The organism is Bradyrhizobium sp. B120 (genome assembly GCF_049075665.1).
Taxonomy (GTDB): Bacteria; Pseudomonadota; Alphaproteobacteria; order Rhizobiales; family Xanthobacteraceae; genus Bradyrhizobium.
This window is the reverse complement of record NZ_CP185242.1, coordinates 4,159,227-4,178,553: the sequence shown is the minus strand read 5'-3', so window position 1 is coordinate 4,178,553 and position 19,327 is coordinate 4,159,227. Positions and strand designations below refer to the sequence as shown.

Genomic DNA, 19,327 nt, shown 5'->3' with positions numbered 1-19,327 from the left:
TCACCCCGGGGCGCGTCGGCCGCGCCGTTAGCGGGATGGATTAGCCAACCGAACCTTCAAGGCTGATCGAGATCAGCTTCTGCGCTTCCACCGCGAACTCCATCGGCAGTTGCTGCAGCACGTCCTTCACGAAACCGTTGACGACGAGGCCGACGGCTTCTTCCTGCGAGAGCCCGCGCTGGATGCAGTAGAACAGCACGTCCTCGGAAATCTTCGACGTCGTCGCCTCATGCTCGAACGTCGCCGAGGAATTCTTGGCCTCGACATAGGGCACGGTGTGCGCGCCGCATTTGTCGCCGATCAGGAGCGAGTCGCAGGCGGTGTAGTTGCGGGCGCCGGTGGCTTTGCGGTGCGCGCTGACGAGGCCGCGATAGGTGTTCTGCGACTTGCCGGCGGCGATGCCCTTGGAGATGATCCGGCTCGACGTGTTCTTGCCGAGGTGGATCATCTTGGTGCCAGAGTCGACCTGCTGGAAACCGTTCGAGATCGCGATCGAGTAGAACTCGCCGCTCGAATTATCGCCGCGCAGGATGCAGCTCGGGTACTTCCAGGTGATCGCCGAACCGGTTTCGACCTGGGTCCAGGAGATCTTGGAATTCCGGCCGCGGCAGTCGCCACGCTTGGTGACGAAATTGTAGATGCCGCCCTTGCCTTCCGAATTGCCGGGATACCAGTTCTGCACCGTCGAATACTTGATCTCGGCGTCATCGAGCGTGACGAGCTCGACCACAGCCGCATGCAGCTGGTTCTCGTCGCGCTGCGGCGCAGTGCAGCCTTCGAGATAGGAGACGTAGGAGCCCTTGTCGGCGATGATCAGCGTGCGCTCGAACTGGCCGGTGTTGCGCTCGTTGATGCGGAAATAGGTCGACAGCTCCATCGGGCAGCGCACGCCCGGCGGCACGTAGACGAACGAGCCGTCGGAGAACACCGCCGAGTTCAGCGTCGCGAAGTAGTTGTCGGAGGTCGGCACCACGGTGCCGAGATATTTCTGCACCAGCTCGGGATGCTCGCGGATCGCCTCCGAGATCGGCATGAAGATCACGCCGGCCGCCTTCAGCTCCTTCTGGAAGGTGGTCGCGACCGACACCGAATCGAACACGGCATCGACCGCGATCTTGCGATTGGCCGACGGCGGGCCACCGGGCGGCGGCTCGACGCCCTCGAGAACGGCGACTTCGCGGAGCGGAATGCCGAGCTTCTCATAGGTCTTGAGGATTTCCGGATCGATCTCGTCGATCGAGGACAGCGTCTTCTTCGGCTTCGGCGCCGAGTAATAATAAAGATCCTGATAGTCGATCTTCGGATAGTTGACGCGCGCCCAGGTCGGCTCGGTCATGGTCAGCCAGCGGCGATACGCCTCCAGACGCCATTCCAGCATCCAGGCCGGTTCATTCTTCTTTGCGGAAATGAAGCGGACGGTGTCTTCCGACAGGCCTTTCGGGGCCTTGTCGGACTCGATCAGCGTCTCAAATCCATAACGATACTGGTCGACGTCGATGCGCCGGACGCGCTCGACCGTCTCTTGTACAGCAGGCATTCAATCCTCCGCTCGCGGTTTCAAGGACCGCGGTGGATCTCAAGTTCCGAAGTCTCTTACGATGCTTTGAAGACGAAATCACCCGCTTAGAACTGTTCAAGCTGTGTTTCGTCGCTCTCCCTTAACTAAGGTATCGGCGAGCTTTCGCCAAGCCTTGAGGGTCAAATCCACGTCTGTCTCCGTGGTAGACCAGCCAAGACTGAGCCGCACCGCTCCCTGGGACACCTCTGGACGGTATCCCATTGCCTCCAGGACGTGGGAGGGCTGGACTTTGCCCGACGAGCAGGCGGAACCGGAGGAGACCGCTACCCCCGCCAGGTCGAATCCGATGACCGCCGTTTCGGCCTTCATGCCGGGCGCGGTGAACAGAACGGTATTTGGCAACCGCTTTACGTCATCGGAGAACACCACCACGTCCGGCGTCTGCCGCAGCCCGTGCTCGAGCCGGTCGCGCAATCCCCTGACGCGGGCGGCATCGACCTTTAGCGCCACCATCGCGGCCTTCGCGGCCGCACCAAAGCCTGCAATCCCCGCGACGTTCTCGGTCCCTGCCCGTCGCCCGAGCTCCTGCCCGCCGCCGCGCAAGAACGCCTCCAGCCCTTCGATGCCTTCGGCAAGCACCAGTGCGCCTGCGCCCTTCGGTCCACCGATTTTGTGCGCCGACAGCGTCACCAGATCGGCCCGGGTCGAGGCGAGATCGAACGGGATCTTCCCGAACGCCTGGATCGCGTCGACATGCAGCAGGCCACCGGCCGCGTGGACGATCTCGGCGACGTCAGCCACCGGCTGGATGGCGCCGGTCTCATTGTTCGCCAGCATCACCGAGACCAGTGCGGGCGCACCATCGGCCAGCAGCGCACGCAGATGATCGAGATCGATCACCCCGGCGCGCGTGACATTGATCGCGAGGGTCGCCTCACGCGCGAACCGTCCGCCCGCGAGGACAGACGCATGCTCGATCGCGGAGACCAGCAGCCGGCTGACCGGCGCACCCGCGCCGCGGCGCAATCCCGGCGTCAATGCGAGCGCATTGGCTTCGGTCCCGCCGGAGAGAAACACGACATCCTGCGGCCGGCCGCCGACTGCATTCGCCACCGCATTGCGGGCGTCCTCGACCAGCCGGCGCGCACGGCGTCCCTCGCTGTGCACCGAGGACGGGTTGCCGCTCAATTCCCATGCAGCGGCCATCGCCGCCTTCGCCTCCTGGCGAAGCGGCGTGGTGGCATTCCAGTCGAGATAGACACGATCGGCCATCGAGCTTGTCCGCGGCAACCACCGTGGTTGCGGCCTTCCATTGCGACATAACGACAGTCGGGCAGCGAGACCAGATCAGAGTCACCAACGCCAGAGATTTTTCACGCCCGCCGGGAGTCCCGCCGTGTTGCCTGGCAAGACATGGCAGTTCTTTGCGCCTGCGTGCCGCGCGCGATAGCAATATGACAAACCAAAACTACAGGTAGCCAACGAGCAATTCGGCGTGTCGATCCGGATCGCCGCCGACGCGCCGGCTACGCGTGCGTCACGGAGCGGATTAGCCTCTGCCAAGCGGCACAATTTCCTTGATTTTTGCCCCTTGCGTCATGCTAGAAGGCCTTCCAGCGTGCCGCCCGGCGGCGCCTGCGCTGATTTCATCATGAGCCGCTCTGCTCGCGCCCGTCGCCGAAGATGGCTCCAACCGGTTGATTGATCGACGTCAATCAAGGGAACGCGTCAATCAAGGGAACACAATGCCTGAAGTCATTTTCACCGGCCCTGCTGGCCGTCTCGAAGGCCGCTACCATCCGGCCAAGCAGAAGAACGCACCGATTGCGATGATCCTGCATCCGCATCCGCAGTTCCACGGCACGATGAACCATCAGATCGTCTACCAGTGCTATTACGCGTTCGCGCATCGCGGCTTCTCGGTGCTGCGCTTCAACTTCCGTGGCGTCGGCCGCAGCCAGGGCTCGTTCGATCACGGCACCGGCGAATTGTCCGATGCCGCGAGCGCGCTCGACTGGGCGCAGGCGATCAATCCGGAGGCGCGCGCCTGCTGGGTTGCGGGCTTCTCGTTCGGCGCATGGATCGGCATGCAGCTTCTGATGCGCCGGCCCGAGGTCGAGGGCTTCATCTCGATCGCGCCGCCCGCCAATCTCTACGACTTCTCGTTCCTCGCGCCCTGCCCGTCGTCAGGCCTGATCGTGCACGGCGACAAGGATGCGGTGGTGCCGCCCAAGGACGTCAACACGCTGGTCGAGAAGCTGAAGACCCAGAAGGGCATCGTGATCGACCAGCAGGTCATCCCCGGCGCCAACCATTTCTTCGACGGCAAGCTCGAGCCGCTGATGGAGACGGTGACCGGCTATCTCGACATGCGCCTCGCCAACGTGCGCTGAGCAAAGACCGCTGCCGTAGCCCGGATGAAGCGCAGCGAAATCCGGGACAGCTCTCACTAGTGGCACAACTGATCCCGGATTGCGCTTCGCTCCATCCGGGCTACGGCACTGGCCTACTCCGGCGCGAATTTCAGCGCCGCGATGCCGACCAGCACAAGCGCGATCCCGGCCACCTTCATCGGGTTCACGGCTTCGTTGAACAGCAGCACGCCCATGGTCAGCGTGCCGACCGCGCCGATGCCGGTCCATACCGTGTAGGCGACGCCGACGCCGAGCACCTGCAACGCGCGCCCGAGCAGGAACACGAACGCTGCGAGCAGCAGCAGCGAGACCAGCGTCCAGCCGAGGCGCGTGTAGCCTTCGGCATATTTCATCGAGATGGCCCAGCCGACGTCGAGAAGACCGGCGACGACCAGCGCGATCCAGGCAATGGAGTGCGACATGGCTTACGCGGCAAGCTTCAGCATGTGCGCGCGATGGCCGACCAGGAACGCATGCAGCAGCGCGGGATATTCAGGTGAAACGGCGCTGCGCACGCTCGGCCGCTGCGCCAGCGCACTACGCCACGCGCGAACTTTTGGCGTGTGGGTGAAAACAGCGAGATCGGTCAGCTGGTCGAACAGATCGAAGTAGCGGAAGACCGGCGCGAACACCGCATCCACCAGACTGAACCTGTCGCCCGCGAAGAACGGACCCGCGCCGAGCGCAGCCTCGACGCGCGCGAATTTTGCGGCGACCGCCTGTCGCTTGCTCTCGAAGGTCGCGGCATCGGTTGCAGTCTCGAGCCCCCAGAGGTCGCCGAGAATGGCCGAGCCGAACTCCATCCAGGCGCGATGCTCGGCGCGGGTGAGCGCATCCTGCGGATGCAGCTTCGCGCCGCCTTGCGTCTCCTCGATGTACTCGCAGATCACGTTGCTCTCGAACAGCGCGACCTCCCTGCCGTCGTCACCGGTCACGACCAGCACCGGCACCTTGCCGAGCGGCGAGATCTTCAGGAACCAGTCCGGCTTGTTGGCGAGATCGATGTCGATCCGCTCGAACGGCACGCCCTTCTCGTGCAGCGCGATCACCGCGCGTTGCACATAGGGACAGAGCTTGTGGCTGATCAGCTTCAGGGCGGCCATGACGAACCTCGTGTTCAATGCAACTGCATCGAATTAAATGCTGCGGCATGGAACTGTCAAGGTAGATGCATTTGCATCTAAATCACGGTCGCGCGATGATGCCCCCGGTCATCGGGATCGGCACCCCCGTGGTGGCGGGGTAGCTCAGCGGCAGACCCTTCATGCCGCGCGCGGCGAGGAAGCCGAAGGCCTGTGCCTCGATCGCGTCCGCCGCCCAGCCGAGCGCCTCGGCCGGCTCGACGAGCGCCGGCGCCAGGCGCTCGCGCAGCATCCGCAGCATGGTGAGGTTGGAGGCGCCGCCGCCGCAGATGATCCAGCTCTTCGGCACCTTCGGCAGCAGCGGCACCACGCGGGCGATCGCAGCCGCCGTGAAAGCGGTCAATGTCGCGGCGCCATCGGCCGGCGCCACCGCGCCGAGCTTCAGGCCGGCAAAGTCGTTGCGGTCGAGCGATTTCGGCGGCGGAACCGAGAAGAACGGCAGCCTCAAGGCCTGTGCGATCCAGGCTTCGTCCGGTTTGCCCAGCGCGGCGAACTTGCCCGCGGTGTCGTACGGCTGATGCATCTGGCGGAACATGAAGTCGTCGAGCAGCGCGTTGCCCGGCCCGGTGTCGCAGGCGATCAGCGTATCGGTGCCGTCGATATAGGTGATGTTGGAGACGCCGCCGATATTGACCACGACGGTCGGCCCCTCCCGGTTCAGCGATTGCGCCAGCGCGCGGTGGTAGACCGGCACGAGCGGCGCGCCCTGCCCGCCGGCCTCGACGTCGGCGGCACGGAAATCATGCATCACCGGAATGTGGATCGCTTTGGCGAGCGCCAGGGCATCGCCGATCTGGACCGTCAACCTTCGCTCGGGGCGATGCAGCACGGTCTGGCCATGGAACCCGACGATGTCGATGTCCTGGGCGGAGATCCGGGTCTGCGCCATGAAGCTGGCGACCGCCCCGGCATGGGCTGACGTGACGGCCTGCTCGGCCTGCCGCAAGATCCCCGGCCGGGCGTCGCGCTGTGTCAGATGGACAGCCTCGGTCAGCGCCTGGCGCAGCAAGTTCCGCTCGCTTTCGGTGTAGGGGCGATAGCCCGTCGGCCCGAAGGCCTTGATCTGGCGGCCGTCGGTCTCGATCAGTGCCACGTCGACCCCGTCGAGCGAGGTCCCGCTCATCAGACCGAGTGCCGTTAACATCATTGTGGAAGCGCCCCAGCCGGGAACCCCCGGCTTGTCTCAAACAAGTACATCCTATAATGCCACTGCGCGTCCGCCTGCGGCAGCCTCATGCGTCAAGGTTCCGCAAATAGATGCAAAAACCGTAAAACAAGAATGATCTGGCTCGCCGACAAATGACTGCATTTAAATCGGATTTCCTGAACACTCTACAGGAACGCGGCTTCGTCCACCAGTGCTCCGATTTCGAGGGCCTCGACGCGCTTGCCGCGAAGGGCGAGGCGACCGCCTATGTCGGCTATGACTGCACCGCGCCGTCGCTGCACATCGGCAACTTCCTCACCATGATGATGCTGTACTGGCTGCAGCAGAGCGGCAACAAGCCGATAACATTGATGGGCGGCGGCACCACGATGGTCGGCGACCCCTCCGGCAAGGACGAGACGCGCGCGATGCGCACGGTCGCGGAGATCGAAGCCAACAAGGCCTCGATCCGCGGTGTATTCGCCAAGGTGCTGCGCTATGGCAATGGGCCTTCCGACGCCATCATGCTCGACAACGCCGAGTGGCTGACCAAATTGAACTGGATCGAGATGCTGCGCGACATCGGCCGGCATTTCTCGGTCAACCGCATGCTGACGATGGACTCGGTGCGGCTCCGGCTCGAGCGCGAGCAGGAGATGAGCTTCATCGAATTCAACTACATGGTTTGCCAGGCCTACGACTTCGTCGAGCTGTCGCGCCGCGCCGGCTGCCGGCTGCAGATGGGCGGCTCCGACCAGTGGGGCAACATCGTCAATGGCGTCGATCTCGGCCGCCGCATGGGCTCGCCGCAACTGTTCGCGCTGACCACGCCGCTGCTCACCACCGCCTCCGGCGACAAGATGGGCAAGACCGCCAAGGGCGCGGTGTGGCTCAACGCCGACCAGTTCTCGCCGTACGACTTCTGGCAATACTGGCGCAACGTCGAGGATGCCGACGTCGTCAAATTCCTCAAGCTGTTCACGATCCTGCCGATGAGCGAGATCAACAAGCTCGCAGCGCTCGGTGGCAGCGAAATCAACGAAGCCAAGAAGGTGCTGGCGACCGAGGCCGCCGCCCTGCTCCATGGCCGCGACGCGGCCAATGAAGCCGCCGAGACTGCACGCCGCACCTTCGAGGAAGGCGCGCTGGCCGAAACCCTGCCGACGGTGGAAATTCCGCGCGGCGAATTGGAAGCCGGCGTCGGCGTACTCGCCGCCTTCGTCAAGGCCGAGCTCGTCGCCTCCAACGGCGAAGCGCGGCGGCAGATCAAGGGCGGCGGACTGCGCGTCAACGATGTTGCGGTCACCGACGAGAAGATGCTGCTGACGCCGGCCAATCTCACGCCGGAAGGCGTCGTCAAATTGTCGCTCGGCAAGAAGCGGCACGTCCTGCTGAGGCCTGCATAGGCGCATTCGTATTTGACGGTTGCAGGGGGTGCCGAAAGCGCGCTCCCTCTTTTCTGATGGACCAGACCACGCCTCCGAACGACACGCTTGCAAGGCCGGCGAAACAGTCGCGCGTCGCGCTGAACGTGCTCGCGCTCTGCTTCGTGCTATCGGTGCTCGGGCGCGGTCTCAGCGACAGCTTCACGGTCTTCCTCAAACCGATCTCGGAAAATTTCGGCTGGGACCGCGCCTCTGTCGTGTCGGTCTATTCGCTGACCTGGCTCGCCAGCGGCCTCACCGCGCCGCTGGTTGGACGCCTGTTCGACCGCTCGGGTCCGCGCGTGGTCTATGCGCTGGGCCTGTCGCTGCTCGGCTGCGCATTCCTGATCGCCTCACGCGCGCAAGCACTCTGGCAATTCCAGCTCAGCGTCGGCCTCTGCGTCGGCTTCGGCACCGCGCTGATCGGCAACGTCTCGAACTCGATCCTGCTCGGCCGCTGGTTCGGGCCGCGGCTGCCGACCGCGATGGCCGTGATGTATTCGGCGACCGGCGCCGGCCTCCTGGTGCTGCTGCCGCTGTCGCAGGTGCTGATCGACCGGATCGGCTGGCGCGAGGCCTATCAGGTGTTCGGCATCGGTGCGCTTGGCCTGCTTGTCCCGCTGGTGTTCCTGCCGTGGCGGCTGCTCGCCGGCGGATCGCCGCACATCGTCAGGAAGGCGCAAGCTGGCCTTGCCGAGGAAGGCTGGACGCTGCTGGCCGCGATGCGCCACCATGCCTTCTGGGCGCTGTTCTCCACCTTCTTCTTCACGGCGGTTGCGATGTATGCGTTGACGGCGCAGATCGTCGCCTACCTGATCGATGTCGGCTTCCCGCCGCTACAGGCCGCCACCGCTTGGGGCTTCTCCGGCGTTGCGTTGTTCGTCGGCATGCTCGGCGTGTCCACGCTCGACGGCATCATCGGCCGCCGTCCCAGCGTGCTATTCAGCTACGGTGTCTCGATCCTCGGCATCATCCTGCTCTGGCTGTTGCAGTGGTATCCGAACTACTGGCTGCTGACCGGCTTCATCATCTCCTTCGGCAGCATGATCGGCTCGCGCGGCCCGCTGATCACTGCGACCGCGCTGAAGATCTTCCGCGGCGAGCGCGTCGGCACGATCTACGGCACGATCATGATCGGCAGCGGCCTCGGCTCGGCGCTCGGCTCCTGGGGCGGTGGCCTGATCCATGACTGGACCCACAGCTACAATCCGCTGATCGCCTTCGCGCTCGTCAACGTCGTGCTCGGCCTGATCCCGTTCCTGGTGGTGCCGGCGCTGCGGCGCTGAGCCAAGGGCTCATGAATTTGGCTGGTCGACAGCCTCTCCCCACAGGCACATGGGGAGAGGCCGAAGGCTACGACGTCTTTCGCTCAGTCGATATCGCGGCAATCGTCGGCGCGGTGGTCGCGGCCGCAGGAGCCGCGGTCATGGGCCTCCTCCCGGCCATCACCGGTGCCCGGCGTGAAGGACACGCCACGCAGCGCCTCGCCGGAGTTCGCGGTGCGCAGCGTGACGAAATGCTCGCCGGCCGGGAGCGTGGTTGCGGAAAGCTTGTCCGTGATCATCACAAGCTTGTTCGGATCGGCACCCTGGTCGCCGCTGCCGCTCACCGTTGAGGTGATCGCCCAGATCGACACGCTGCCGTCGCGATTGACGCGGCCGGTGATGTTGCGCAGGCCGTCGGTCGCCGGCGACCACGGCTTGCCGGTCGCGGCATTGTTGCCGGTCGGATAGCCCTGCACCGTGTAGGGGACACCGAGGTCAAGTCCCGCCTGCAAGGTGTAGGCCTGCTTCCACGCACCGGCCGTGCTGTCGAACACCCACTTCTGCAATCCGGCTGATGTCTGCGCCTTGGCAGCGGTATAGCTGTTCGATGCCGGGTCGAACGTCGCGGTGCCGTTGCCTTCGTCGGCGACGTAGAGCGTGTTCGCGTCGGCGAACCAGATGCCGAACGGGAACGAGGTTGTGCTCTTGAGCGCAGTCGGGAAACCGCTCAGCACGCACATGTTGTACGGCGTGACGCCCTGCGTCGCCAACTTCGAACCATCGTAGAAGATCTGCGTTGTCGGCAGCGACGCAGACGGAGCCGGCAGGCCGACGCCATTCGGGCACGCCTTCGGGCTGCCGTTGCCGGTGGTGTCGATGAAGTAGACGGTGTTGACGCCGTTACCGCCGCTGCCCTTGGTCGTGTAGATCACATTGTTGAACACGGTGAGGCCGCGGAAATTGGTGTCCTTGCCGATCTTGTCAGCCTTCTGGCCGAGTTCGGTGATGTTGAAGCTGCCGAGCGGGAAAGGTCCGCCCGGATCAGCCTGCCGGGCGAGCGGCGCGTCGGCCTCTCTCGCGATCTGCATGCCGGCACCCGTGATGACGCCCGCAGGCTGCGGGTTGCCGCCATTGCCCGCGTTGCCGGCGGTGTAGAACACGCCGGCGCCATGCCGATCGTTGAAGATTGCAGCGCGGCCGTTGTTGCCGCTATAGCCGTTGACCTTGGTGAAATGGAAGCGACCGTTCTCGTCGACTTCAGCGACCAGGCGATAATAAGTGCCGGGCACCGGATTGGTCGGATCGATGACGTCAGGCGTATTGGAGTTCGATACGTCGAGGGCGCCGATCGGAGCGAGATAGCCCATGAAGGTCACGCTGCGATGATCGAGCGACAGATTGAGCGCCAGCTCGGATTTTGACGAGAAGCTGGTGACCATCTGGTCCTTGTTTTGGGACACACCGCGCTGGGCGCTGTTCGGCACCTCGAGCGACTGCACGTGCCTGCCGTCGAGACGCAGTTCGTCGAGCAGGATCTTCGCAGTCAGGCCGAACGAGCCGTCGACGCCGTCGTTGTTGAACACCGTCGGATAGGTGCCATCAGCCGTGGCGGTCACGCAATTGGGCGACACGCAGTTCGGCGGCAATTGTGTCACGCCGGGCGTGATGGTGACGGCGTTGTTGACGAACACCGCACGGCTCAACAACAGATGACCCGGCCGGAAATGAACGTCGTCGCCGTCGGCGTGCGCAAGACTGCTGGCGAGCGCCGTGGAGGCGAGCAGCGTCAACGCAAAAACCGGCCGAGACAGCGGAAGCCCCACAGGCGGGCGCAATCCTTTGGCGATCATTGCTTTTCTCCCAATGTAAGATTTTCTCAGAAAACGAGGGGCGCGTAGCCGCCCTCCATGTCGGCGGCCAGCGCGCGCAATCTGCGGGCGGACTGTTACGGGCGTGCGACAATCGACCGCATGTCCACTGCGGTATCACGCTCGTCGCGATGGATGATTCAGTCGGTGATGCCCGGCAATCTCGTCCGGGCCCTCGGCTGCCGCCGAAGGAATCTGCTGACGCGCTAGTTGTTCGTCGTCGGCAGGTCGTTCGGGCCGTACTGCTTGAACTCGAAGATTTTTCGCGTCAGGCCCGGCGCCAGCGCCGAGATCGGGTTGACGCGCAGCACCGGCTGGCTGGGCGTGCCGACCACTTCATAGGTCACGCCGATCAGGCCTTCATTGCTGCCGGCGCCGAGGAAAATCCCGAAGAACGGGATCTGGCCGAACATGTTGTTCAACCCGTACATCGGAATGAAGGTGCCGTTCATCCGTACCTGGTTGCCGAGATAGTCGATGCTGCCTTCGATCGTCGCGCCGATGCTCGGTCCCTTGACCACGCCGTTGCGGATCGAGAGCTGGCCGCTTTGGCGCGTGAACTCGGCGCGCAGCGCGTCGAACCCGATGCCGTTCTGGGTGCTGACCGGCCCGCCGGCGACGGCGCGGTCGAGCTGTGTTTCGCCCTTCACCGAGAAGCCGGTGATGTTGATGAGTCCTTCCCTCGGGCTCGGCTCGGGGATCGGCGGCTCCATCGCCAGCGTGAGCTGGCCGCCCACCACCTTCGAGTAGGTGTCGATGAAGCGCAGGAACGCGCCGGCGTCGCCGGTCTGCAGGTAGATCACCTCGCGGCCCTGCTGGCGGCCGCGCATATCGACGCTGACGGGAGTATCGCGGCCGACCCTGCCGCTCAGCGTGAACGCCTTGAAGAACCCGTTGCGGCGCGAGATCTTGGCGTCGACGCCGCGCAGCGCCTCGCCGTTGAACCCGGCCACCGCGCCGAGCTTCAGATCGACATCGAAATCGGTGGTCTTGGTCTTGCTCTTGGGATCGCTATCGCGGCCGGAGATCGCCGATTTCAGGAAGCCGCGGCCATCGAACACGTCGCCGCGCATCGTCACCTTGATCACGCCGTCGGGACCGCGATCGGCGCGCAGCGATGTCTTGTCGCCGTCCGACGGCGCATAGGTCGGGAAGTTCGCATTCATCAGGTCGCCGTTCTGGTCGACCTCGAGCGCGCCCTTGATCGAGACGCCGCTGCCTTCGATCGAGATATCCTCGAACCGCGTCGACTGCCCCTTCGGCACCACGTTGAAGGTCGCCTTGCCGGCCCTGCCCTGCGCCTTGACCCAGCCCGGCAGGATGTTGTCGAGCTTGAGCTGGGTCAGGTCGGCCTCGACACCCATCTTGGTGGCCGGATTGTCGCCGCTGCCGATCTTGCCGCTCAGCTTGATCGGGATCGCGCCTGAGACCGCGGGGCCGAGGTCAAGCCCGAGCCGCGCGCGGCTTGCGTCATCCAGCGTCGCCTGCAGCTTGACGTCGGCGTCGCCATCGGCCGGCTTGCGATAGTCGAGCGAGGCCGCCTGCCCGTTGATCTTGACGTCGCCCTTGACCTGGAAGCCGGCGTTGCTCGCAATCACCTTCAGCGTGTTGGCCTCGAGCTTCTGGTTCATGACCAGCTTGTCGACGGCAACGCCGGAGATGTCGGCGGTGACGGAATATTGCGTGTCGGCCTTGGTCAGCCCGCCCGTCACCGGCATACCGAGATTGATCGTGGCGGTGACGTTGCCCTTGCTGGCGTTGGGATCGATCGGCGGACCGGAGAGATCGCTGAGCCGGTCGGACGCGAGGATTTCGGCGGCGGCCGGCACCGGACAGTCGACCCGGAACTTGACCTTCGACGGCGACGGTTTCGGCGCCATGTCGGGCACCTCGAAGCTGAAATCCGACAGCGTGATCTTGCGGCCGGCCGGCGTGTCGGCGATGCCCTGGTTGATGGTCACGGTCGCGGTGCGGCCGGTCACCCTGGCCTTCAGATCCGCATCATGCACCGCGGGCATCTTGTCCACCGGACGCACCGTGACACCCGAAGCGACGATGTTGACCGAGAGGCCGTCATCCGGGATCGGCGGTCCCTTGCGCGACAGATTGTGCACCGGCGAATTGACGCCGACATCGATGCGCTGGAGCGTGCCGCGGTCGATCCGCTCGAGCACCCATTCACGCACCTCGGGAACGATGATGATCGGCCACATCCGCTTCAGGGCGGAGGCCGACATCGGCGTGCCGGCGAAGCCGAGCTGCAACCGCGGCTCGCCCGAATAGTCGATGCTGCCGGTGCCGGCGACGCCGATTTCACCATTGCTGATATCGGCCTGGGTCAGCAGCACCCGCTTCTTCTCGGTGTCGAACCGGAAACCGATGTTGATGCGGTTGAAGATCAGCGGCGGCTCATCCTTGTCGGCGCCGGCCAGCACGATGGTGCCGCCGGACAGGCCCGCCTGCCAGTCGGTGACATTGTCGTTCGGCGGCTCGAGATGGCCGAGCAGCGTGATGCGGTTGGCGCCCGAGACGATCTTGATCGGCGCCAGCAGCACGCGGCGCCCCGAATCCCATTCGACGCTCATCTCGGCCGAATCGACCGGCATCGGGTAGTCGGGCGTGTCGGTGTCGATGATGTTGCCGGCGCCGACATTGAGCTTGCCGCGGAAATAGGTCGGCAGGCCGTCGCGGCCGAGCTCGCCCTTCATCTCGCCCGACAGCGGCAGGTCGGCGGTGTAGGTGAGATCCTTGGTCCGCATCGCGAGCAGGATGTTCCGCGTGGAAACCTTGTCGGCCTTGATGTCGACCGAGCGCACGCCATTCTGCTGCGGTCCAATCAGGACGCGGACCGACCAGGGCTTTGCGCCGTCCTCGCCGAAGCTGAGCGCAACCCCGCCGCCGCTCGGGCGCCGCAGGCTCAGGCTGATATTCTCAAAGCTCCATTTGTTGCCGCGCTGCTGGTCGTCGACGACGAGATTGCCGTTCTTCAGGCCGATCTCGTTGAGGTTCTGACCGTCGAGGCCGGTCATGCTGAGGCTGTCGAGCCAGTCGAGGCCGGCGAGCAGCCCGCTCTGGGCCGAATCGGGTGCGGCCGCCGAGGGTGCGGAGGCAACTGGAGGCAAGGCAACCGGCGGCGGCGGCGCACCGGTCGCCGGCCGCGGGAATGTCGGCGGCAGCCCCGCCTCCCGCTTGGATGCAACGCCGGTGGCGAGCGGTTTTGCGGTGTCACCGGCGGACACGGTGACATTGCCGTCGGGCGTGATGCGCACCGACAGTTCCGCATCGACCAGATTGAGGCTCTCCGCCCGCAACTGGCCCATCAGCAATGCCGTTCCGGACAAGCGCACTTCGGCTTTCGGCGCGCTGGCAACGACCGCGTGGTCGCGGTCGCGGACGATGATGTCACGGATGCGCACCGCGATCCTGACCCGGCCGGCACGCTCGATCTGCGTTCCGCCGACCTCGACCGTGTTGCCGTGGCCGATATTCTCCTCGATCGCCGCGGCAAGCCATGGCGTCGCCAGATCGAGATTGATCGGACCGGCGCCAAGCCGCCACCACAATGCGCCGAAGCAGGTCGCGAACATCACGACCAGCACCACGAGCACCAACCCGATGCGGCGGATCCACCGTTCGCGATGCAGCCAGCGCTGCATGCCGGAGCAGAAATCGGTGAAACGATGCAGGTTGGTGTTGGAACGCGCCAGCAATTGCCGCGCACGGTTGCCCGCCGCCTCATCCTGCTCGTCCCACGCAGCGTCGTCTTCCCATTGCGAGAAGTCAGTCCCGGCGCGCGGATTTGGACCCTGCGGCGACTTGTTCCTTGCCATTGCCTCTCGGTGCTGACGGCGAAGCTGATCGCCGCCATCGGGACGCCCGTCGACTGTTATCGAGCGCTCCCTTGCCGGCATCGCCGCCTATCCTCGCCTAATCATGTTACTCGCCGATGGCCCCGGAACGGGCCAAACCAACCAATCAAAAGCCAATTCAGCAAGCGGACGGGTAACGCGTCGAATTCCTTGTCACCATACTCCGTGGCCATCAAACTTGCCCAGCGGCCGATGCGAATCCGGCCGCTGCGAATGAGACCCGCAATACCCCAATGGTTGAGCTTCGGAAAGCGACGAAAGGAAGGCGTATGTCCAAGAAAACGCGCAAGAAATCCTCCAACACAACCGGAAAGCGGGTCGCAACAAAGGTTGCGCGCGCCGCAGGCGCAAGCACTGGGAAGTCCGCGATGAAAACCCGCACAACGGTTGCGAAGAAGGCCGCGCCCAAGAAAGCAACGAAGGCGAAGGCCAAGACCACCTCAAAGACCGCAGCAGGTGTTCCAGGTAAAGCCTCGCACAAGGCCACATCGAAACCGTTAAAGGCTGAGCCGGCCGCAACCGTGACCAAGTCGTCCGCCGTCACACTCACTGAGGGTGCCGCGGCGCCTGGATTCGATCTGCCGCGCGACGGCGGAAGCAGCGTCTCGCTGCGGGATTTTGCCGGCAAGAAGCTGGTGCTGTTCTTCTATCCCCGCGCCGACACCCCGGGCTGCACCAGGGAGGCGATCGACTTCACCCGGCTCAAGAATGAGTTCGCCGCTTCAGGTGCCGAGGTGGTGGGCATTTCCGCCGATACGGTTAAGGCGCAGGAGTCATTTCGAAACAAACACCAGCTGTCCGTGCCGCTGGTCTCTGACCCGGCCCATCAGATGCTGGAGGCGTATGGCGCTTGGGGCGAAAAATCCATGTATGGCAGGACCTTCATGGGAATTATTCGCACCACGGTTCTGGTCGATTCCAGTGGAAAAGTCGCCCGCATCTGGCGCCATGTGAAGGTCGACGGCCACGCCGAAGCGGTATTGGAGGCCGCCCGATCGCTCTGACGGAGAGGTTCCGTTTCCTGAAAATTAACCATGGCGAGCTCAAATCGGCCCCGCAAATTAGCCGTACGGAGCTTGGTCCGACCGGCCGCGGGAGTACCGATGTCGAGCCGGTCCGGACACCACCAGAAACACCATCATCCTCAGGACCATGGCCGGACGCCGGCGCGCCGTCCGGTCGCTCAACAGGCAGCGGTGGCGGCCTCCGGCGAGGGCTATACGCTGGTCCATGCCGGCAAGCAGGTCCGGTTCGGGCCGGTGGTGTTCTGGATCGCGGTCGGCACCGTGGTCCTGCTCGGGATGTGGTCGGCAGCAACCGCGACCTATTTCGCCTTCCGTGACGACGTCCTGACCCGGCTGATCGCGCGCCAGGCCGAGATGCAATACGCCTATGAGGACCGCATCTCGGAGCTGCGCGCCAAGGTCGACCGCACCACCAGCCGCCAGCTGCTCGATCAGGAGCAATTCGACCAGAAGCTCGACCAGATCATGAAGCGGCAGTCGGCGCTGGAATCGCGCGCCACCGCGCTCGGCGCGATGCCTGACGTTGCGACCACCGGATCGATCAGGCCGCAGGGCCGCGCCGACGCCGCGCCGTCATCCGGCACGCCGAAGCCCTCCCCGATCAGCGACACCGTGATCTTCGTGGCGCCGCCGGATCGCGAGGCGCGGCTGGAATCGCGCGCGCCGCTGATCGCCAAGGCGCAGCCGAACCAGTTCGCCAAAGCGCAGGGCGTCGACAACGTCCTGGTCCGTCTGCAAACCTCGCTCGACCAGGTCGAGCGGCGCCAGGTCGCCGCGCTCTCCTCGGTCGAGGACGGCATCGAATCGCGGGTGCGCCGGATGCGCGGCGTGATCTCCGATCTCGGCCTCAACATGGCTCAGCTCGAAGCCGCGACGCCGCGCTCCGGCATGGGCGGCCCCTATGTGCCGGTGAAGCTCACGCCCGACGCCGGCGCGTTCGAGCGCCAGCTCTATCGCATCAACATCAACCGCGCGCAGATGCAGCGCCTGAACCAGACGCTGGCGCTGGTGCCTTACCGCAAGCCCGTTGTCGGCGAGGTCGAATTCACCAGCGGCTTCGGTGTTCGCTCCGATCCCTTCCTCGGCCGTCCGGCAATGCACACCGGGCTCGACTTCCGCGCCGCGCAGGGCGATCCGGTGCGCGTCACCGCCAACGGCAAGGTGGTGTCGGCGGGCTGGGCCGGCGGCTACGGCCGGATGGTCGAGGTCGATCACGGCAATGGCCTCTCGACCCGCTACGGCCATCTCTCCGAGATCGGCGTCAAGGTCGGTGAATACGTCAAGATCGGCCAGGTGATCGGCGCCGTCGGTTCGACCGGCCGCTCCACCGGTCCGCATCTGCACTACGAGACCCGGATCGACGGCGAAGCGGTCGATCCGCAGAAATTCCTCCGCGCCGGCGTCCGGCTCAGCGCGGGCTAATACCCCCAAATCGCTCCGCGTATTTGAAACCGGCGCTGGCCCAAGCCCGCGCCGGTTTTGTTTTGCCGGATCAGCGACGGCCGCCACCGCCCATGCCGCCGGGCGGCCCGCCGCCACCGAATCCGCCGCCGGGCCCGAACGGACCACCGCCGCCACCGGGGCCGAATGGTCCGCTGGGCGAGCCAAAGCCACCCGGGCCCGGGCCGGTCGTTCCGCCATTCAGGGGATCAGGCGCGGGACCGCCACCACCCGGCGGCCCGCCGCCGGGCGCACCAGACGGCCCACCAGGGCTGCCACTTGGTCCGGTACCACCGGGGCCGCCACCACCAGGCGCGCCGCGCCCGCCTGGTCCGGACCCATGTCCCGGCCCGGAGCCACCGCCGCCGGAGCCGCGGCCCGGCGTGCCGGGGCTCCGCACCGACGAGCCCGGGAATCTGGTGACCGATTGCACCGACTCGACGCGCAGCTCGCGCGTCCCCGACAGCTGCGCGTTGACGACCACGCGCGTATCGGCCGCTGGCGAAAAGCGTGAGTTGTCGCGCGCGACGAAGCCGGAGCCGAGCTGCAGGTCATTGCCGACCCGCCGCACATAGGCCTCGATCAACAGCCGCTTGGCGCCGGTGAGATCGGAGAAGTCGTCGGCGCGGCTGCGCGAGACCTGCATCACACCCTGGGCGACATGCCCTTCGGCCTGCACGCGCTGACCGGCCAAGGCCGCATCGACGCCGCTGAGCTTGAGTTCACCGATCCGCAAGCTACCTGCGCGGTCGCGCTCGAGCGGTCCCGCGACGCGCGCAGCGCTGTCATGGCGCTCCTGCACGAGACTGGCGACGACGACGCCGTCGGTGCGGCGCAGCCCGAACACGGCGACATGCGCGCCGACCTTCAGCCAGCTCTCGCGGCCACTCCAGGCGACCTTCTGGCCGAGCACCGTCAGCTCGCCCGATTTCATTTGCTCGACCGGCCCGGTCACTTCGCTCGCCACGTCGATCCGCTTGGTCGACAGCGTGCCGCCGGCATCGCGCTCTGCCACCACGCGCGCGAGCTGGCCGATCCGCAGCGCTTTGGCGGTCGCCGCCTCGCCGTCGATCCGGACCGGCACGTCGGCCGCATAGGCAACGCGCTCGCCATTGACGTAGATCGAGCCGAACCGCTGGATCACGCCGACGATGCCGGTGCCACCGATGCCCTGATCGGAGCCGGTGATCCCGGTGCCGCCGATGCCCTGATCGTTGCCGCGCTTCTTGACCTGCGCGCCCGCGAGCGAGGTTCCGGCGAGCCAGAAGCCGATCAGCAGCGTACGGCGGGAAATGACGGGCGGGCTTTTCATGCCGCACCGCCTTCGTCGCCATCGTCATCGACCGGGCCGTCGGGGCCCTCGCGATAGATGTAGATGCCGAAATTCCAACGGTAGTCGCCGCCCTTGTCCTTGGCCAAGGCACGGTTGGCCTCGCGGTTGGCGACCTTCAGCGCCTCCATCGCGAGCTCGCGCGAGCGCCCCTCGAGCCGTTTTGCCAGTTTGGCCGACAGCCCGTCGTAATGTACCGCGCGTTCGAGGAAGCGCGGTGTCGCCGACGACACGTTCATCTCGGCGGCGGCGACATGGTCGTGCAGGTTGCGGCCGAGATAGTGCCATTTGCGATCGTCGTCGCCATGCGGGACGAAGGCCTCCTCGACCAGCATGATCTCGTCGTCGTCATTGATGGTGACGAGCTTGCGGTCGAGCCATTCGTCGAGCACGGCGCGCGGCCGCACGTCCTTGGTGATCGATTCGACCAGCGTCTCGAACGACGGCGCGCCGCCATCGGCGGTGCGCGGCAACGGCAGCGGATCGCCCTTCGCGTCGGTGAATTCGGGCGCGGCCAGCCAGCGCGCGATGATCGCACTGGTGCGCGACAACGTCGCCGGCACCGCATTGACCGGCGCGCCCGCGCCGCGCAGCCGCGCCACCTCCTTGCGGTGGATGCCCGTCAAGAGACTGACGCGGCTGTCGGTCTGCTCCTTGCCCTCGAGCGCGAAGTCGTGCTCGGCGACGTTGACATAGAGCTCGCGCAGCAGCTGGGTCAGCGCCGGAAATGTCATGCCGCCGCGGACGCAAAGCCGCACCAGCGGGCGCAGCATCCGCGCCAGCGGCGCGTGCAGCTTCGCGGCCGCGATCGGCGCAGACGATCCCGGCTTCGGCTTCGGGGGCTTGGCATTCATGCCTAACTTTTAGCCGTCCGCCGCGTGGGA

Annotated in this window: 14 protein-coding genes; 5 read left to right on the top strand and 9 right to left on the bottom strand. The window is 65.5% G+C overall.

Translation table 11 applies throughout. The annotated features are described in order from the left end of the window. Nucleotides 1-40: 40 nt before the first annotated feature. Both sufB and ACOIX3_RS18935 read right to left on the bottom strand, forming a co-directional pair. Entirely contained in the window at nt 41-1,537 is a 1,497-nt protein-coding gene (sufB, locus tag ACOIX3_RS18940) for a Fe-S cluster assembly protein SufB (RefSeq protein ID WP_092113801.1), read from the bottom strand. A gap of 96 nt (nt 1,538-1,633) precedes the next feature. Further along, the gene (locus ACOIX3_RS18935) at nt 1,634-2,791 is read right to left on the bottom strand and encodes a cysteine desulfurase family protein (RefSeq protein ID WP_420971347.1); all 1,158 of its coding nucleotides are present in this window, start codon (nt 2,789-2,791) and stop codon (nt 1,634-1,636) included. A 473-nt stretch (nt 2,792-3,264) separates the two neighbouring features. Here ACOIX3_RS18935 and ACOIX3_RS18930 point away from each other — a divergent pair, with 473 nt between their 5' ends. Next, nucleotides 3,265-3,912 carry an alpha/beta hydrolase gene (locus tag ACOIX3_RS18930; RefSeq protein WP_016843213.1) on the top strand — a complete coding sequence of 216 codons (648 nt, stop codon included), beginning with the start codon at nt 3,265-3,267 and terminating at the stop codon, nt 3,910-3,912. Nucleotides 3,913-4,025: 113 nt separating this feature from the next. On the opposite strand, the gene ACOIX3_RS18925 is transcribed toward ACOIX3_RS18930, so the two are convergent. The 3 genes from ACOIX3_RS18925 to ACOIX3_RS18915 form a co-directional block, all read right to left on the bottom strand. After that, on the bottom strand, nt 4,026-4,355 hold the full coding sequence (locus ACOIX3_RS18925; protein WP_420971346.1) for a DMT family transporter: 330 nt from the start codon (nt 4,353-4,355) through the stop codon (nt 4,026-4,028). A 3-nt stretch (nt 4,356-4,358) separates the two neighbouring features. Next, entirely contained in the window at nt 4,359-5,036 is a 678-nt protein-coding gene (locus ACOIX3_RS18920) for a glutathione S-transferase family protein (RefSeq protein ID WP_420971345.1), read from the bottom strand. An 82-nt stretch (nt 5,037-5,118) separates the two neighbouring features. Next, a complete protein-coding gene (locus ACOIX3_RS18915; protein ID WP_420971344.1) occupies nt 5,119-6,222 on the bottom strand; it encodes an anhydro-N-acetylmuramic acid kinase in 1,104 nt (367 codons plus the stop codon). 152 nt (nt 6,223-6,374) lie between these two features. Here ACOIX3_RS18915 and tyrS point away from each other — a divergent pair, with 152 nt between their 5' ends. Continuing rightward, nucleotides 6,375-7,628 (top strand): tyrosine--tRNA ligase, encoded by a 1,254-nt coding sequence (gene tyrS, locus ACOIX3_RS18910; RefSeq protein WP_420971343.1) that lies wholly within the window; start codon nt 6,375-6,377, stop codon nt 7,626-7,628. Between the two features lie 56 nt (nt 7,629-7,684). Then, nucleotides 7,685-8,932: an MFS transporter gene (locus ACOIX3_RS18905; protein WP_420971342.1), complete on the top strand. Its 1,248-nt coding sequence runs from the start codon at nt 7,685-7,687 to the stop codon at nt 8,930-8,932. A gap of 83 nt (nt 8,933-9,015) precedes the next feature. Here ACOIX3_RS18905 and ACOIX3_RS18900 read toward each other — a convergent pair whose 3' ends face one another. Continuing rightward, on the bottom strand, nt 9,016-10,761 hold the full coding sequence (locus tag ACOIX3_RS18900; protein WP_420971341.1) for a hypothetical protein: 1,746 nt from the start codon (nt 10,759-10,761) through the stop codon (nt 9,016-9,018). A 224-nt stretch (nt 10,762-10,985) separates the two neighbouring features. Beyond that, complete coding sequence (locus tag ACOIX3_RS18895) at nt 10,986-14,690, bottom strand: DUF3971 domain-containing protein (protein ID WP_420971340.1); 3,705 nt, start codon at nt 14,688-14,690, stop codon at nt 10,986-10,988. A gap of 227 nt (nt 14,691-14,917) precedes the next feature. Here ACOIX3_RS18895 and ACOIX3_RS18890 point away from each other — a divergent pair, with 227 nt between their 5' ends. Together ACOIX3_RS18890 and ACOIX3_RS18885 are read left to right on the top strand one after the other, a co-directional pair. Next, the gene (locus ACOIX3_RS18890) at nt 14,918-15,652 is read left to right on the top strand and encodes a peroxiredoxin (protein WP_420971339.1); all 735 of its coding nucleotides are present in this window, start codon (nt 14,918-14,920) and stop codon (nt 15,650-15,652) included. A gap of 99 nt (nt 15,653-15,751) precedes the next feature. Further along, nucleotides 15,752-17,095 (top strand): peptidoglycan DD-metalloendopeptidase family protein, encoded by a 1,344-nt coding sequence (locus ACOIX3_RS18885; RefSeq protein ID WP_420971338.1) that lies wholly within the window; start codon nt 15,752-15,754, stop codon nt 17,093-17,095. 70 nt (nt 17,096-17,165) lie between these two features. Here the strand turns inward: ACOIX3_RS18885 and ACOIX3_RS18880 are convergent, their stop codons facing one another. Both ACOIX3_RS18880 and ACOIX3_RS18875 read right to left on the bottom strand, forming a co-directional pair. Then, complete coding sequence (locus tag ACOIX3_RS18880; protein ID WP_420971337.1) at nt 17,166-18,425, bottom strand: DUF5666 domain-containing protein; 1,260 nt, start codon at nt 18,423-18,425, stop codon at nt 17,166-17,168. Further along, entirely contained in the window at nt 18,422-19,297 is an 876-nt protein-coding gene (locus ACOIX3_RS18875) for a DUF6502 family protein (RefSeq protein ID WP_420971336.1), read from the bottom strand. The genes ACOIX3_RS18880 and ACOIX3_RS18875 overlap by 4 nt, the downstream gene beginning before the upstream one ends. Nucleotides 19,298-19,327: the final 30 nt, after the last annotated feature.